Origin of the sequence: Pseudomonas sp. MM213 (assembly GCF_020423045.1) — a bacterium.
GTDB lineage: Bacteria > Pseudomonadota > Gammaproteobacteria > Pseudomonadales > Pseudomonadaceae > Aquipseudomonas > Aquipseudomonas migulae.
Window position 1 is genome coordinate 290,296 of record NZ_CP081943.1, and the last position, 15,267, is coordinate 305,562.

The window sequence follows — 15,267 nt, forward strand, 5'->3', positions numbered from 1 at the left end:
TGATATCGATCAATTGCAGATCCGCCCTTTGTACGTAACCTCCACTGCATGTTGTGTTTTTAGATGAATAAAAATCTATATGTAGTATCTGGAGGCCGAATGCAAAGCACGCTGATCTCAGTAGGAAGTAACCGTCTGCACAAGCGCAACGGTGACCTGGTTGCCTTCGACGCCGACAAGATCCGTCAGGCGTTGATCGCTGCCGGCAGGGCAACCGGGGAATACACCGACGTTGAAGCCGAAGGCCTGCTCGAGGCCGTACTCGCCCGCCTGGAAGGGCTGCCGAGACTGCATGTCGAACAGATCCAGGACCGTGTCGAACGGGTGCTGATGGACGCCGGTTTTTTCTTCGCCATGCGCGCCTACATCGTCTACCGCGAACAGCACGGACGCTTGCGCCGCGACCGCCGGACCCTGGTCGAGGTCGCCACCTCCATGAACGAATACCTCGACCGTGAAGACTGGCGGGTCCAGGCCAACGCCAATCAGGGCTATTCCCTGGGCGGGCTGGTGCTGAACGTGTCGGGCAAGGTCACCGCCAACTACTGGCTGGACGAGGTCTACAGCGAAGCCATCGGCCAGGCCCACCGCGAGGCGGATTTGCATGTGCACGACCTCGACATGCTCGCCGGTTATTGCGCCGGATGGTCGCTGCGCACGCTCTTGCACGAAGGGCTCAACGGTGTGCCGGGACGGGTCGAAGCCGGTCCGCCGAAGCACTTGAGCAGTGCCCTGGGGCAGATGGTGAATTTCCTCGGTACCCTGCAAAACGAATGGGCCGGTGCCCAGGCGTTCAGTTCGTTCGACACCTACCTGGCGCCCTATGTGCGCAAAGACCAGCTGGGTTTCGAGCAGATACGCCAAGCGATCCAGGAATTCATCTACAACCTCAACGTCCCATCGCGCTGGGGCACGCAAACGCCCTTTACCAACCTGACCTTCGACTGGGTTTGCCCGCAGGATCTGCGCGAGCAGATCCCCATCATCGGCGGTGAGGAAATGCCGTTTGCCTATGGCGACCTGCAAGCCGAAATGGACCTGCTCAACCGCGCCTACATCGAGGTGATGCAGGCCGGCGATGCGAAAGGGCGGGTGTTCACCTTTCCGATCCCGACCTACAACATCACCCATGATTTTCCATGGGACAGTGAAAACGCTGACCGCCTGTTCGAGATGACCGCACGTTACGGCTTGCCGTATTTCCAGAACTTCCTCAATTCGGACATGCAGCCCAATCAGGTACGTTCGATGTGCTGCCGCTTGCAACTGGACGTGCGCGAGTTGCTCAAGCGCGGTGGCGGCTTGTTCGGCTCGGCGGAACAGACCGGATCGCTCGGCGTGGTGACCATCAACTGCGCGCGACTGGGTTATGTATTCAAGGGTGATACCAGCGGTTTGCTCAAGCGTCTGGACACGCTGATGGAACTGGCGATGGAGAGCCTGGAGGTCAAGCGCAAGGTGATTCAGCATCACATGGATGCCGGTTTGTACCCGTACACCAAGCGTTACCTCGGCACCTTGCGCAACCATTTCTCGACCATTGGCCTCAATGGCCTGCATGAAATGCTGCGCAATTTCACCGGCGACAAGGAGGGCATGCACACCGAGCACGGCCGGCAGTTTGCCCTGAGGATGCTGGACCATGTGCGCGCCACGCTCGTGCGTTTCCAGGAAGAAACCGGCCACCTCTACAACCTCGAAGCGACGCCGGCCGAGGGCACTACCTACCGTTTCGCCAAGGAAGACCTCAAGCGCTATCCCGACATTCTCCAGGCCGGCAGCGCGCAGGCGCCGTATTACACCAACTCCTCGCAACTGCCCGTGGGCTACACCGAAGACCCCTTCGAGGCCCTGGAACTGCAAGACGAATTGCAATGCAAATACACCGGCGGGACGGTCTTGCATCTGTACATGGCCGAGCGGATTTCTTCGACCCAAGCCTGCAAGCAACTGGTGCGCAAAGCCCTCGGGCGGTTCCGCCTGCCGTACCTGACCGTGACCCCGACATTCTCCATCTGCCCGGTGCACGGCTACCTCGATGGCGAGCACGAGTTCTGCCCTAAATGCGACGAGATCCTGCTGCTCAAAGAACAGCAAACCGGCACCGTTCACTGATTTCGATCCACTCAACCGCAAGGAGCTTCACCATGATTGCATCGCAAACACTGCCCCAGGCTCAACGTCAACGCTGCGAAGTCTGGACCCGGGTGATGGGTTATCACCGTCCGGTGTCGGCGTTCAATCCGGGCAAACAGTCGGAGCACCGCGAACGGGTGCACTTCACCGAAAGCGCGGCCGTGGCCGGGCGCCAATGAGTCGAATGCTGCGGGTCGGGGGCATGGTGCCCCTGACCACTATCGACTATCCGGGACAGCTCGCTTGCGTGCTGTTTTGCCAGGGGTGCGCCTGGCGTTGTCGTTACTGCCATAACCCGCAACTGATCCCGCCTCGTGGCACCGAGGAAGTGGATTGGCGGCGGGTTATGGCGTTTCTGCAACGTCGACAGGACCTGCTCGATGCCGTGGTGTTCAGCGGCGGTGAGCCGACCTTGCAGGACGCGTTGCCCGGCGCCATGGATGAAGTGCGCGCCATGGGATTTCGCATCGGTTTGCACAGCGCCGGCATCAAGCCGGCCGCGTTCGCCAAGGCGCTGGCCGGGGCCGACTGGGTGGGCTTCGACGTCAAGGCATTGCCCGAGGATTGCCAGGCCATCACCCGCGTCGAGGGCAGCGGAACAGCCAACTGGCGCAGCCTCGAGCATCTGCTGGCCAGCGATGTCGACTACGAATGCCGCACCACCGTGCATTGGCATCTCGTCGAACCGGCACGTCTGTTGACCCTCGCGCAGCGATTGAGCGCGCTGGGCGTCAAACGCTTCGCCGTGCAACTGGTGCGCACCGAGCGGATGTTCGATCCGCTGCTGCCGAGCGTTTCGGCACAGGCTTTGCTACCCGATCTTTGGGAGGCGATGCGCGAGTTGTTTCCAGCGTTCGTGTTACGGGGGTAACCGAACCTGCGAATCAACGTTCAACAGTGACATCCACCATGAATTTCAAATGCGCTGCCAATCAGGCAGGTATCAAACTGGGAGCATTTGATATGGCTAAATTAACCACGGCACAACGGATCGTCATCGGCTTTGCAATCGCGCCGCTGGCGCTGATGGGCATGGCGTTTTACGCGTTGCACGATCTGGCAACGCTCAAGGAACAGGCGGTGGTCATCGTCAAACAGGACTGGCCGAAGATCGAACCGATCATGGTCATTGCCACGGGCGTGCGCGATAACGCCAGGAACACCCGGGACTTGCTGATCAACAAGGACAATCAGCAAGTGCAGCAGTCGATCGACGCCACCAAGAAACGCATCACCCAGGCGCTCGAAACCCTTGAGCCGCTGTTCTATCTGCCAGAGGGCAAAGCCGCATACCTGGCCTTGAAAAAGAACCGCGAAGCCTACGTTGCCGCGTTCACCCAGGTGCAGGTCTTGATTCGGCAAGGGGCTTCCGACGATGCCATGGCCCAGCTGAAGCAGAAAGTCGTACCGGCCGAAGCCGAGGTGTATCGCAGCCTGGATGAGTTGATGGCGCTGCAAGGGAAAATCTTCATCGACCGTGAACAGTCGGCGCAGGCGCTGTACAGCGATGCCCGGCGCAACATGCTCGGGTTGTTCCTGTTCTGCCTGGCGCTGGTGATTGCCGCTGCGATAGTCGTCACGCGCAGTGTGACCCGGCCATTGGGTGGCGAGCCGGATGATGCCGCACGGTTCTTGAGTGAAATCGCCGAGGGCGACCTGACGATTCAGGTGCCGGTGGGTGCAAGTGCCGACGGCAGTGTGATGATGAACATGCATCAGATGCAGCAAAGCCTGAATGCCATGGTCAAGCACATCGCTTCTTCGGTTGACCGGGTGGCCAGCTCTTCCGAAGAACTGAGTGCCGTCAGCAGCCAGACCGCCAGCAACCTGCAATTGCAGGGGCTGGAGATCGAGCAGGCCGCTGCGGCGGTGAATCAGATGACGGCTGCGGTGGATGAAGTGGCGCGCAACGCGGTCAGTACTTCCGAGGCCTCCAAACAGTCCGAGCAAACCGCGCAGCGCGGCCGCGAACAGGTTCAGGAAACCGTGGTTGCCATCGGCGAACTGGCTGATGGCGTCACCGACACCTCGCAACGCATCGAACAACTGGCGGGCCGGGTGCAGGACATCAGCAAAGTCCTGGACGTGATTCGCAGCATCGCCGAGCAGACCAATCTGCTGGCCCTCAACGCGGCAATTGAAGCCGCACGGGCCGGGGATGCCGGGCGCGGCTTTGCCGTGGTCGCCGATGAAGTGCGCGCGCTGGCGCATCGCACGCAGGAGTCCACCCAGGAAATCGAGCAGATGATCGGCAACATTCGCCAGGATACCGGCCATGCGGTGACGGCCATGCAAAGCAGCAGTCATCTGGTGCGAGCCACCCTGGAAGTGGCGCAGCGCTCAGGTGATGCACTGGATCAGATCACCCGGTCCATCTCGCAGATCAATGAACGCAACCTGATGATTGCCAGTGCCACGGAGGAGCAGGCGTTGGTGGCGCGTGAGGTGGATCGCAATCTGGTGGGGATTCGCACCTTGTCCGAGCAAGTCTTGCTGGGTGCGCAGCACACCGACACCGCAGGCCATGAACTGGCGCAGATGGCCGGGGCGCTGCATCAGACCGTGGCGCGATTCAAGGTCTAGACCACCCGGGCGGGTGGTTGTGGAGGTGGGCGCTCAGGACCAGCCCCAGAACTGCAACCACCAGCCAACCCCGATCAAACCATTGGCCAACAGCAGGCAGGCGCTGCCCGACATGCGTCGCGCCAGAGAGCGGTTTTCGCGGCTCAGTCGCTTCCATCCCAGCAGCAAACTCCAGCCTATCGCGGCCACCAACAGGCAGGCCCTGACCGGTTGCACCCATTCCAGCAGCAAACCTTCATAGCGCAGCAGTTTCACGGTGGTTGCCGACAACCCGAGAAACAGTCCCGCACCACCCAGGGGCGTGAGTGTGAGCGCCAGGGGCCAATACAGTGCACGATCACCCGCCAGTCGAGCGGTCAGGCGCAAGAGAACCATTAGTACGGTGCCGAGCAGCACCGAACTCAAACTCAGGTAAGTGACGATGCTGAACCCGTCGAGCCAACTGAAGCTGTCGTTGAGCTGCGGGTAGTGGGTGAGCAGCCACCAGGGCGCGTTGTCTTGCAAGGCCCAGAACTGGTCGTGTTCAACCAGCCATTGGGCAAGCGTTTGTTTGAGGGCGACGAACCAGGGGCTGACCGTCCACTGGAATGCGCCCATCGCCAGGCCGATCACACCGAACAGCAGCAAGCGAGCATCCCACGGGGATAGCGTCTGCGACGTCGCGTGAAGAATCTCTTGATTGCCCGACCGGGCGATCAACTGGACGGCACCGCGTTGCCCGCTGCAGCGCCCACAGGCATGACAATCACTGGCGCCTTGCAGGCGTCGGATATCGAGCAACGGAGCGCAGTTGGGGGGCGGCAGGCGTGGCGGGGCGTTTTCTATCCAGCGTTGTTCGTTGACCTGAAAATGCACCGGCGCCAGGCGGGCGAGCAGTGCGAACACGCCGCTGACCGGGCACAGGTAACGGCACCAGACCCGCTTGCCTCGGGCGAACAACAACCCGACGACCACCGCAGCGACAGTCGAACCACCCAGAATCAGCAGCGCCGCCTGAGCGTAGTCATAGACGCTGATCAACTGGCCATAGAGGGTCGTCAGGCAGAACGCCAGGGTCGGCCAGCCGCCCCAGCGCAACCAGCGCGGCACGCCCATGCCTTTACCGTAATGGCTGGCCCATTCGCTGAGCGAGCCTTCCGGACACAGCACGCCACACCAGAGCCGACCGAACATCACGATCGACAGCAGCACGAACGGCCACCAGATCCCCCAAAACAAAAACTGCGCAAGCAAGGTCAGGTTGTCGAGCATCCGTGCCTGACTGTCCGGCAGCGGCAGCAGCGGCGGGATCACCAGCAGCACTGCGTAAAACACCACAACCAGCCACTGCGCGGCACGAATGAACCGCGCATGGCGACGCATCCCGTCGCCCATTTGCTGGAGCCATCGATTGTGCCAACTCAGTTCAGGCATGGGACTTTTTCCATCGTCCGTTGCCGTAGCCATCCGCCGACGACCAGCCAGTAACCGATCCATACCAGCAAGGTCAGGCCGCTGGGGGTTGCCCGATAACCGGCAAAACCGGCGAGGAAACCACCGAGCCCATGGCTGTCGCTCAGTAAGACGCTGCTGTCCCAGAACGCGTCGCCAATGACGCCGTAAACCTGCTCCGGCAGATCGAGGGCGAGCAGTTGGCCGCCGATTCGCTCGGTGCCACTGACCAGCAATGCGGCCCCGAGCATGAGCAGGATGACTTCGCTGATGGCAAAGAATCGTTGCCACGAAATGAACCGGCGACTGCTGTGCAGCAGGATGATGGTCAACGCCGACAGCACCAGCCCCATGGCGCCGCCGATGGCAAACAAACCGAGCTGCGGGCCTCGCAGTTGAGCACCGGCGCCATAGAGAAACACGACCGTTTCACTGCCTTCACGACTGACCGCAAGCATCGCCAGCAGCAACAACCCCATGCCGCCTTGCCGGGCCAGATGGCTGTCGGCGTGGCGCTGCAAATCCTGTTTGAGGGAGCGCCCGTGACGGTGCATCCAGCCCACCATTTGCACGATCAACAGGCTGGCGACCAGCGCGAGTGAGGCCTGGAACCATTCACTGGCCGACCCGCTCATGGCCTCGCCGGCAAACAGAATCAGCACGGCCAACAGACCCGAGAGCAGCAACCCCAGCCCCACGCCGACCCACAAGTATTTGACCAGTCGATGACCCTGGTACTGCTGGCTGGCCCAGGCCTGGAGAATGCCGATCACCAGCAACGCCTCGACGCTTTCGCGCCAGACGATGAACATTGATTGATTCATGAAAACTCCGTGCGCTGACAGGTTATTTCGCGAGGATGCCGCCCTCGGGCAGTTGCGGATTGAACTCGTCGAAAAACGGGTAGTGACCGGGCCTGAGCGGGTGAATGACGACAAAGGTGGTCACGCCCGGTGACATGACTTTTTCAACCCGCAGCGGTGTGCTCTCGAATTCGGCCGGCCCCTGACCGTTGTTTTTCAGGACGATCTTGAATCGCTGCCCGGCCGGGACCTCCAGCAAGGCCGGCGTGAAGTGACCATCGCGCAGGATCAGTTCGTAGCTCGGCAACTCGGCATGGGCGGTCAACGGCGCAAGGGCTCCAGCCACCAGCAGGCAGGCAACCTGCAGGCGTTTCATTCAATAGCCACCTTTTTTGCCAATGCCGGCGTAGACGAATTCGTAGTGCAGCTCGCAGCGTTCGAACCAGGGCGCGACACCGGTTTCCTTGTCGGTGTGGCGACCGAGAGAGGCGTGACCACCGGGTGGCAGGATGGTGAAGGTGAGTTGATATTTGCCCGGCCCCATCAGCTTCACATTGTCGCCGTAGTGCGGACCGTCGTTGGCGACCATGGCGTGGAAATCGCCTTTGAGTTCCGGGTCTTTGCCTTGCTTTTTCAGATTGAAAGAGACGTTGAGATAGGGCACGAAACTGCCTTCCTGAAAGCCCTGGTGATTATCCGCAGTGGCGCGGATGTCGGCCTCCAGGTGCACATCCGAATCCGCAGTGGCGCGCATCATGCCCGCCGGTTCCATCTCGATCGGTTGCAGATAAACCGCCCCGACTTCCAGCCCCGGACACAGCTGTGGTTCGCCGATCGGGTATTCCTTGGCCTGAGCCAGTGGTACGAACAAGAGCAAAGCGAGTGTGAGAGAGGTACGCATGATTTCTTCCTGGGCACTGTCGAGTAGGAACCCGAGTCTAGGAAGGTTTGCTGCGAACAATAATGATTGCTATCAAGTTTTGAGTAATTAAACCGACGGCTCGTCGCGCCGGCGAAATCGCTGGGCGCGCTCGACGCTGTGGGTCATCTGTGCCGCCGCATGGACGGTCAAGGGATGCTGGGTAAACCCGGCTCTGGGGGAAATGTAGCCGGCCATTTCCCGGGCAACGGCGAGCTGACGTTCCGAACCTTCCGCCAGCAGCGCGATGACCAGGTTTTCCAGGGCAATCACGCGGACACGCAAGTGAACCAGTTCGGCGTTTGTCAGCGCAGGCGGGGCGATAAAGGCATCGCTATCGATGGATGTTGCGGCGTCTTGATCGTCCCATGTCGACAGCGGTGGACGGTCGGGTGTCTCTGCGTTCGGGTGAGGATTTTTATTGATCATGAGCGACGTCTCCAAGTCTGTTCGGCCGTTATCAGCTTAGCCTCAGGATCATGATCGGGGGAGGGCAGTCACTCGATGTCGATAGCTTGATATCCATCAAGGACGACTTTGCACAGAGGCTGTAGGTTGGAAAAACGCCTCTCAAAGACCGGAGATCGGCATGGCCAAGAATTTCCCCGACAACCCCAAACACCCCGAGCGGATTTGCTGGGGGTGCGACCGGTATTGTCCGGCCAAGTCGTTGGCGTGCGGCAATGGCTCCGAGCGTACGATGCATCCGGCCGAGATGTTTGGCGAAGACTGGAATGTGCCCGGCGATTGGGGTATCGAGCCCCTCATCGTCACAACCAAGGCGGCGGATGACGATATCTGACGCAGGTCCAACCTGGTCATAGCGCAGCATTGCGTTCCATGCCCGCAACCATCTGTCATGAAATGAAAAGCCTGTGTCGTCTGATGAGAAGCGGCTCACCAGACTGCGTCCTACAGTCCAATCAGCGCAAATCGACGCTGTACAGACTGGAGAATAAGAAAAAATGGCCAACGCCGTACGCTTCTACGAAACCGGTGGTCCCGAAGTCCTCCGTTATGAGGAGGTCGAGGTCGGCGATCCCGGTCCAGGCCAGGTTCGTCTTCGTCATGTGGCGGTGGGCCTTAATTATGCCGACACCTATTTTCGCAATGGCACTTATCCGATTCCGATGCCCAACGGCATGGGGGTTGAAGCGTCCGGTGTGGTCCAGGCCGTCGGCGAAGGGGTGACCAACGTCCAGGTGGGGGACCGCGTCACCTATACCGGTTTCCTCAACACCCTTGGTGCCTACAGCACCGAGCGGCTGATCGCGGCTGCGCCGTTGATCAAGCTGCCGGAAACCATCAGTTTCGAGACCGCTGCGGCCATGACCATGCGCGGCCTGACGTCTTCGTACCTGATGCGCCGCATCTACGACTTCAAGGAAGGCGACAGCATTCTGCTGCACGCCGCCGCTGGTGGCGTCGGCCTGATCGTCTCGCAGTGGGCCAAATTGCTCGGCTTGAACGTGATCGGCACGGTTTCGACCGAGGAAAAGGCCCAAATCGCCCGGGCTCACGGTTGCGACCATACTATCAATTACAGCCATGAAGACGTCGCCGCCCGCGTTCGCGAATTGACCGATGGCGTTGGCGTCAACGTGGTGTTCGACAGCGTCGGCAAGAACACCTTCGCCGGCTCCCTGGATTCGCTCAAGCGTCGTGGCCTGATGGTGTGCGTCGGCACGGCATCCGGTCCGATCCCTGCGTTCGACCCGGTGATGCTGGCGATGAAAGGCTCGTTGTTCCTGACCCGTCCGGCCCTGGCTGACTACATCGCCGACCCTGCGGAGAAAGCCGCGCTGGCTGGTGAGTTGTTCGACCACGTCGGCAGCGGCCGGATCAAGATCGAGATCAACCAGCACTACGCCTTGCAGGATGCGGTGCAGGCTCATCGCGACCTTGAGTCGCGCAAGACCACCGGTTCGTCGATTTTCGTCATTTAAGGAGCGGCCAGCCATGAAAGTCGAACAATTGACCTGCAACATCGGCGCCGAACTGATCGGCGTGAACCTCGCCGACGCGGTGCATGACGACGGTCTGTTTGCCGAGATTCGTGCCCAGTTGCTCAAGCACCGGGTGGTGTTCCTGCGTGATCAGGACATCACTCGCGACGAGCACGTGGCCTTCGCTCGCCGCTTTGGTGAGTTGGAAGACCATCCGGTGGCCGGCAGCGATCCGGATCATCCGGGGCTGGTGCGCATCTACAAGAATCCGGACCAGCCGATGGACCGCTATGAAAACGCCTGGCACACCGACGCCACCTGGCGCGAGGCGCCGCCAATGGGGTGCGTGTTGCGCTGCGTGGAATGCCCGCCGGTCGGCGGCGACACCATGTGGGCCAACATGGTCGAGGCTTATGCGCGTTTGCCGGAAGACGTGAAGGTGAAAATCGCCGACCTGCGTGCCCGTCACAGCATCGAAGCGAGTTTCGGTGCGGCGATGCCGATCGAGAAACGCCTGGCGCTCAAGGCGATGTACCCGGACGCCGAACACCCGGTGGTGCGCACCCACCCGGAAACCGGCGAGAAGGTGCTGTTCGTCAACGCCTTCACCACCCACATCAGCAACTACCACACCTCTGAGCGGGTCCGCTTCGGCCAGGACGCCAACCCCGGCGCCAGCGAATTGCTGCGCTACCTGATCAGCCAGGCGTACATCCCCGAGTATCAGGTGCGCTGGCGCTGGAAGCCCAACAGCATCGCCATCTGGGACAACCGTAGTACCCAGCACTACGCCGTCATGGATTACCCGCCGTGCCATCGCAAGATGGAGCGCGCCGGGATCATCGGCGACAAGACCTACTGATCGACCCTTTCTGCATACGCACTCGTAAACACGTCTGCCCGGCACGATCCCGGGTGGGCGGGACAATCATAAAAAGTGGAGTAAATCATGCAATTCTTCGACGATTCCCTGCACCCGGAAAACATGGAAAAAGTAGTCATCACCGTGGCCCCGTACGGCCCGGAATGGATGCCTGAAGATTTCCCGGAAGACATCCCGCTGACCATGGACGAGCAAGTCCAGAAAGCGGTCGATTGCTATGAAGCCGGCGCCACCGTGCTGCACCTGCATGTGCGTGAACTGGACGGCAAGGGCTCCAAGCGCCTGTCGAAGTTCAACGAGCTGATTGCCGGTGTGCGCGAAGCGGTGCCGGACATGATCATCCAGGTCGGCGGTTCGATTTCCTTCGCCCCGGAAAGTGATGGCGAAGCCGCCAAGTGGCTGTCCGACGATACCCGCCACATGCTGGCCGAGCTGACGCCAAAACCGGATCAGGTCACGGTGGCGATCAACACCACCCAGATGAACATCATGGAGCTGTTGTATCCGCAATACCTGGAAGGTACCTCACTGGCTAACCCGTTGATCCAGGCTGCCTACAGCGAAATGACCGTGCCGGCCGGCCCGGCCTGGGTTGCCGAGCACCTCAAGCGCCTGATGGACAACGACATCCAGCCGCACTTCCAGCTGACCGGCATGCATGCCCTGGAAACCCTCGAGCGCCTGGTGCGCAAGGGCATCTACAAGGGGCCGCTGAACCTGACCTGGATCGGCATCGGTGGCGGTTTCGACGGCCCGAACCCGTTCAACTTCTTCAATTTCATCCACCGCGCGCCGAACGGCTGCACCCTGACCTCCGAGTCGCTGCTCAAGAACGTCATGCCGTTCAACACCATGTCGATGGCCATGGGCATGCACCCACGCGTGGGCAATGAAGACACTATCATTGATCACAAGGGTGATCGCTTCGGCTCGGTGGCGCAGATCCAGCAAACCGTGCGCATTGCCCATGAACTGGGTCGCGAAATCGCCACGGGCAAAGAAGCCCGCGAGATTTATCGCATCGGTGTGAAGTACGACAGCATCGAGCAGACCCTGTTGGCCAACGGTATGGCCCCCAACCGCAAGGCTGGGCAAAAGGGTGTGCCGCAACGCGGCTGACCGGCGGTCCGGACGAGGGGCCGCAACCTCTCGTCCACCGCACTGCAACACGCTTGATAACAACAATAAATAAAAGCATTGAGGAGGCTGCATGGCCTTTCACCCAATCGCCGCTGACGATGACGACGCAGGTTGCGTCGGCGTTTCGCGCCAATATGCCTGGATCGTTTTTGCATTGACGTTCGGCCTGTTGATTTCCGATTACATGTCGCGCCAGGTGCTGAACGCGGTGTTCCCGCTGCTCAAGAGCGAGTGGGCCCTGAGCGACGGCCAGCTCGGGTTGCTCAGCGGCATCGTTGCCTTGATGGTCGGCCTGCTGACATTCCCGCTGTCGTTGATGGCTGACCGCTTTGGACGAGTCAAGAGCCTGGCGCTGATGGCGTTGCTGTGGAGCCTGGCCACGCTGGGCTGCGCATTGGCGCAGGATTACCAGCAAATGTTCATTGCCCGGTTCATGGTCGGCGTCGGTGAAGCGGCTTATGGCAGCGTCGGTATCGCCGTGGTGATTTCGGTGTTCCCGAAACACATGCGCGCCACCTTGGCCAGCGCGTTCATGGCGGGCGGCATGTTCGGCTCGGTGCTGGGCATGGCGTTGGGCGGTGCCATCGCGGCCAAGCTAGGCTGGCGCTGGTCGTTCGCCGGCATGGCGTTGTTTGGCCTGGTGCTGGCGATGCTTTATCCGATCATCGTCAAGGAAGCGCGCATCGCACCGCAACGGGTCGCCAAGGCTGTCGCGGGGGCCAAGCGTCCGCTGCGTACGCTGTGGTCCAGTCGTTCAGTGGTAGCGACCTACGTCGCCAGCGGCTTGCAGCTGTTCGTCGGCGGCACGGTGATGGTGTGGATTCCCAGCTACCTAAATCGCTACTACGACATGCCGACGGACAAAGCCGGCGCCATGGCGGCGATCATCGTGCTGTGCAGCGGTGCGGGGATGATTGTGTGCGGCATGCTCAGTGATCGGCTGTGTCGCAACTCGCCGGAACGCAAGGTCAGCCTGGCCATCGCCTTTTGCCTGGGCAGTTGCCTGCTGCTGTCGGCGGCGTTCGCAATGACGGCAGGACCTATGCAACTGGCACTGATTTGCCTGGGCATGCTGATTGCCACCGGCACCACCGGCCCGGCTGGCGCGATGGTCGCCAACCTGACCCATTACTCGGTCCATGGCACGGCCTTCGCCACGCTGACATTGGCCAACAACATGCTGGGACTGGCGCCGGGGCCGTTCATCACAGGAAGGGTGTCGGACCTCATCGGCCTGCATGCCGCTTTCCAACTGGTGCCATTGGTCAGCCTCGCGGCAGCGGCCGTGTTCTTTTATGCCAAGTGTCATTACCACAAAGATATTGCCCGCCTTCAGGGTCAGCGCGTGCCTGACCCCGTCAGCCAGGCCGGGTTAGAGGTGAAGTTGTGAGTCGTCGTCTACAGATTGATGTGTTTTTCGATTTTATCTGCCCCTGGTGCCTGATCGGCAAACGCCAACTGGAGCATGCGCAGGTACAGTTTCGCAGTCGCCATCCGGATGTGCAGATCAGCACGCAGTGGCATGGCGTGCAGTTGCTGCCGCAGTTGCCGTTGGAGGGTGAGCCCTTCGTCGATTTCTACCGCAAGCGCCTGGGCAATGCCGATGCCATGACCATGCGCCAGGCCCAGGTACAAAAGGCTGCCGCGGCGGTTGGACTGACCATCGACCTCGGCCAGATCGAGACGATGCCCAATACCGCAGACGCCCATCGCCTGTTCGAGCGGGTCAGCGCGCTGGGCAACGCTGCCCAGAGTGAAATGTTGCTTGAGCGGCTGTTCGCCGCTTATTTCCGCAAACGCGAAAACCTTGGTTGCCGCGAGACCTTGCTCGCCATTGCCCGCTCCTGCGGCATTGATGCGCAGGTCTTGGCTGACTGCCTGACGGGCGACGCCACGCCATTTGCCGGATCACCCGAGGCGAGCAGTGGCGTACCGGGCTTTCAGTTCGATCGCCGCATGACGGTGGTGGGCGCGCAACCTGCAGCGGTGTTGCTCGGGGCCATGAGCCAGGCACTGAAAGAAAGTGATTACGAGCGGCAACCTGTATGACCCGGCGTATCCCCGTGCCTGCCGGCAAACACCCGCAGGTCGGCGGTCGTGCACTGTTCGAATTCGATGACAAAAGCCTGGCGCTGTTCAACGTCGAAGGTGACTTGTTCGCCATCGACGACAGTTGCCCGCACCAGGGCGCCTCGCTGTGTGGCGGGCGTCTTGAGGGGCGAGTGATTCAGTGTTGCGCCCATGGTCTGCGCTTCGATCTGCGCAGCGGTTACCTGCTCAATTCCACCGCAGTCAAAGTCGCCAACTACCCGGTCGAGATCATCGACGGCCAGGCATTCATCGTCATTGTTCCCGAGGAGGCCGCGCCATGAACGCCATCGCTCTCACCCGTATCCACAGCCGAACGCGCGAACTGGCGCCGGGTTTTGTCGTCAGTCTGATCGTGGCGGCGGCCGCGTCCTTTTTGTCCGAGCACTACGGTGCGCCGGTGATGCTGTTTGCCTTGCTATTGGGCATGGCCCTGAATTTTCTGGCCGGCGACGGTGCCTGCAAGGCCGGCATCGAGTTCACGGCGCGCACTGTGTTGCGCATCGGCGTGGCGCTGCTGGGCATGCGCATCACTCTCGAACAGATGGCTGCGCTGGGCTGGAAGCCAGTGGCGCTGGTGGTGATTCTGGTGGTGGTGACCATCGGCGTGTCGGTGATCGCGGCCAAGGCGCTGGGCTTCCAGCGTTTGTTCGGCATGCTCACCGGAGGGGCTACCGCGATTTGTGGTGCATCGGCCGCGTTGGCGCTGGCGGCAGCGCTGCCCAATCATCCGCAGAAAGAACGCGCGACCTTGTTCACGGTGATTGGGGTGTCGGCGCTGTCGACTCTGGCGATGATCGTGTACCCGATGATTGCCAATTGGCTGCAACTGTCGCCGCAAGTGGCCGGGGTGTTTCTCGGGGCGACCATCCATGACGTGGCCCAGGTGGTCGGCGCCGGTTACAGCATGTCGACCGAGACTGGCGATACGGCCACGGTGGTCAAGCTGATGCGGGTCGCCATGCTGCTGCCGGTGATCGTCACCGCCGCGATGATCACCCGCATGCAGGGCGCCGATCCGACCGGCAAGCGACCGCCGTTGCTGCCGTGGTTCGCCGTCGGTTTCCTGTTGCTGGCGTGCATCAACAGCACCGGCTGGGTGGCCCCGGTGGTGCAGGGCTCGATCAATGAGCTGTCGCGCTGGTGCCTGGTGGTGTCCATCAGTGCCCTGGGCATGAAGACCCAGCTCAAGGAGCTGGCGGCGGTGGGTATCAAGCCGATCCTGTTGATGGTGGGGGAGACGGTGTTTCTCGTCGTGCTGGTGCTGTTGTTGCTGCACTGGGGCTTTTGACACCCGACGCATAACGCTTTTTGACAGAGGGCTGCACCGCGGTTGAC

At 61.1% G+C, this 15,267-nt stretch carries 17 protein-coding genes; 12 read left to right on the forward strand and 5 right to left on the reverse strand.

Annotation, left to right across the window (positions count from 1 at the left end):
* The first annotated feature begins 99 nt into the window (after nt 1-99).
* The 4 genes from K5R88_RS01475 (at nt 100) to K5R88_RS01485 (ending at nt 4,719) form a co-directional block, all read left to right on the forward strand.
* Nucleotides 100-2,115 carry a ribonucleoside triphosphate reductase gene (locus tag K5R88_RS01475; RefSeq protein ID WP_207286742.1) on the forward strand — a complete coding sequence of 672 codons (2,016 nt, stop codon included), beginning with the start codon at nt 100-102 and terminating at the stop codon, nt 2,113-2,115.
* Between the two features lie 32 nt (nt 2,116-2,147).
* Nucleotides 2,148-2,315: an anaerobic ribonucleoside-triphosphate reductase gene (gene nrdD / locus K5R88_RS30710; RefSeq protein WP_008032934.1), complete on the forward strand. Its 168-nt coding sequence runs from the start codon at nt 2,148-2,150 to the stop codon at nt 2,313-2,315.
* Nucleotides 2,312-3,007: an anaerobic ribonucleoside-triphosphate reductase activating protein gene (locus tag K5R88_RS01480; RefSeq protein ID WP_008043833.1), complete on the forward strand. Its 696-nt coding sequence runs from the start codon at nt 2,312-2,314 to the stop codon at nt 3,005-3,007. The genes nrdD and K5R88_RS01480 overlap by 4 nt, the downstream gene beginning before the upstream one ends.
* Nucleotides 3,008-3,099: 92 nt before the next feature.
* Nucleotides 3,100-4,719 carry a methyl-accepting chemotaxis protein gene (locus K5R88_RS01485; RefSeq protein ID WP_008032931.1) on the forward strand — a complete coding sequence of 540 codons (1,620 nt, stop codon included), beginning with the start codon at nt 3,100-3,102 and terminating at the stop codon, nt 4,717-4,719.
* Between the two features lie 33 nt (nt 4,720-4,752).
* Here the strand turns inward: K5R88_RS01485 and K5R88_RS01490 are convergent, their stop codons facing one another.
* The 5 genes from K5R88_RS01490 to K5R88_RS01510 all read right to left on the reverse strand — a co-directional run bounded on the left by K5R88_RS01490 (nt 4,753) and on the right by K5R88_RS01510 (nt 8,301).
* A complete protein-coding gene (locus K5R88_RS01490) occupies nt 4,753-6,132 on the reverse strand; it encodes a 4Fe-4S binding protein (RefSeq protein ID WP_226299023.1) in 1,380 nt (459 codons plus the stop codon).
* On the reverse strand, nt 6,120-6,974 hold the full coding sequence (locus K5R88_RS01495; protein ID WP_226299024.1) for an FTR1 family iron permease: 855 nt from the start codon (nt 6,972-6,974) through the stop codon (nt 6,120-6,122). The genes K5R88_RS01490 and K5R88_RS01495 overlap by 13 nt, the downstream gene beginning before the upstream one ends.
* Nucleotides 6,975-6,996: 22 nt before the next feature.
* Complete coding sequence (locus K5R88_RS01500) at nt 6,997-7,329, reverse strand: cupredoxin domain-containing protein (RefSeq protein ID WP_008032923.1); 333 nt, start codon at nt 7,327-7,329, stop codon at nt 6,997-6,999.
* Nucleotides 7,330-7,854, reverse strand: coding sequence for an iron transporter (locus tag K5R88_RS01505; RefSeq protein WP_008043843.1), 525 nt, complete (start codon nt 7,852-7,854; stop codon nt 7,330-7,332).
* A gap of 87 nt (nt 7,855-7,941) precedes the next feature.
* A complete protein-coding gene (locus tag K5R88_RS01510; protein ID WP_192226490.1) occupies nt 7,942-8,301 on the reverse strand; it encodes a hypothetical protein in 360 nt (119 codons plus the stop codon).
* 160 nt (nt 8,302-8,461) lie between these two features.
* Between K5R88_RS01510 and K5R88_RS01515 the strand changes: the two genes are divergently transcribed.
* The 8 genes from K5R88_RS01515 (at nt 8,462) to K5R88_RS01550 (ending at nt 15,220) form a co-directional block, all read left to right on the forward strand.
* A complete protein-coding gene (locus tag K5R88_RS01515; RefSeq protein ID WP_223452503.1) occupies nt 8,462-8,674 on the forward strand; it encodes a DUF3079 domain-containing protein in 213 nt (70 codons plus the stop codon).
* A 163-nt stretch (nt 8,675-8,837) separates the two neighbouring features.
* Nucleotides 8,838-9,818 (forward strand): quinone oxidoreductase family protein, encoded by a 981-nt coding sequence (locus tag K5R88_RS01520; protein ID WP_008032914.1) that lies wholly within the window; start codon nt 8,838-8,840, stop codon nt 9,816-9,818.
* A 13-nt stretch (nt 9,819-9,831) separates the two neighbouring features.
* The gene (locus tag K5R88_RS01525; protein WP_223452505.1) at nt 9,832-10,680 is read left to right on the forward strand and encodes a TauD/TfdA dioxygenase family protein; all 849 of its coding nucleotides are present in this window, start codon (nt 9,832-9,834) and stop codon (nt 10,678-10,680) included.
* A gap of 87 nt (nt 10,681-10,767) precedes the next feature.
* The gene (locus K5R88_RS01530; protein ID WP_008032909.1) at nt 10,768-11,820 is read left to right on the forward strand and encodes a 3-keto-5-aminohexanoate cleavage protein; all 1,053 of its coding nucleotides are present in this window, start codon (nt 10,768-10,770) and stop codon (nt 11,818-11,820) included.
* A 91-nt stretch (nt 11,821-11,911) separates the two neighbouring features.
* On the forward strand, nt 11,912-13,231 hold the full coding sequence (locus tag K5R88_RS01535) for an MFS transporter (RefSeq protein ID WP_008032908.1): 1,320 nt from the start codon (nt 11,912-11,914) through the stop codon (nt 13,229-13,231).
* Nucleotides 13,228-13,890, forward strand: a complete 663-nt coding sequence (locus K5R88_RS01540; RefSeq protein WP_192226492.1) for a DsbA family oxidoreductase — start codon at nt 13,228-13,230, stop codon at nt 13,888-13,890. Before K5R88_RS01535 ends, K5R88_RS01540 begins: the two co-directional genes overlap by 4 nt.
* Nucleotides 13,887-14,213: a Rieske (2Fe-2S) protein gene (locus K5R88_RS01545; RefSeq protein ID WP_008043850.1), complete on the forward strand. Its 327-nt coding sequence runs from the start codon at nt 13,887-13,889 to the stop codon at nt 14,211-14,213. The genes K5R88_RS01540 and K5R88_RS01545 overlap by 4 nt, the downstream gene beginning before the upstream one ends.
* The gene (locus K5R88_RS01550) at nt 14,210-15,220 is read left to right on the forward strand and encodes a YeiH family protein (protein ID WP_192226493.1); all 1,011 of its coding nucleotides are present in this window, start codon (nt 14,210-14,212) and stop codon (nt 15,218-15,220) included. The genes K5R88_RS01545 and K5R88_RS01550 overlap by 4 nt, the downstream gene beginning before the upstream one ends.
* Nucleotides 15,221-15,267: the final 47 nt, after the last annotated feature.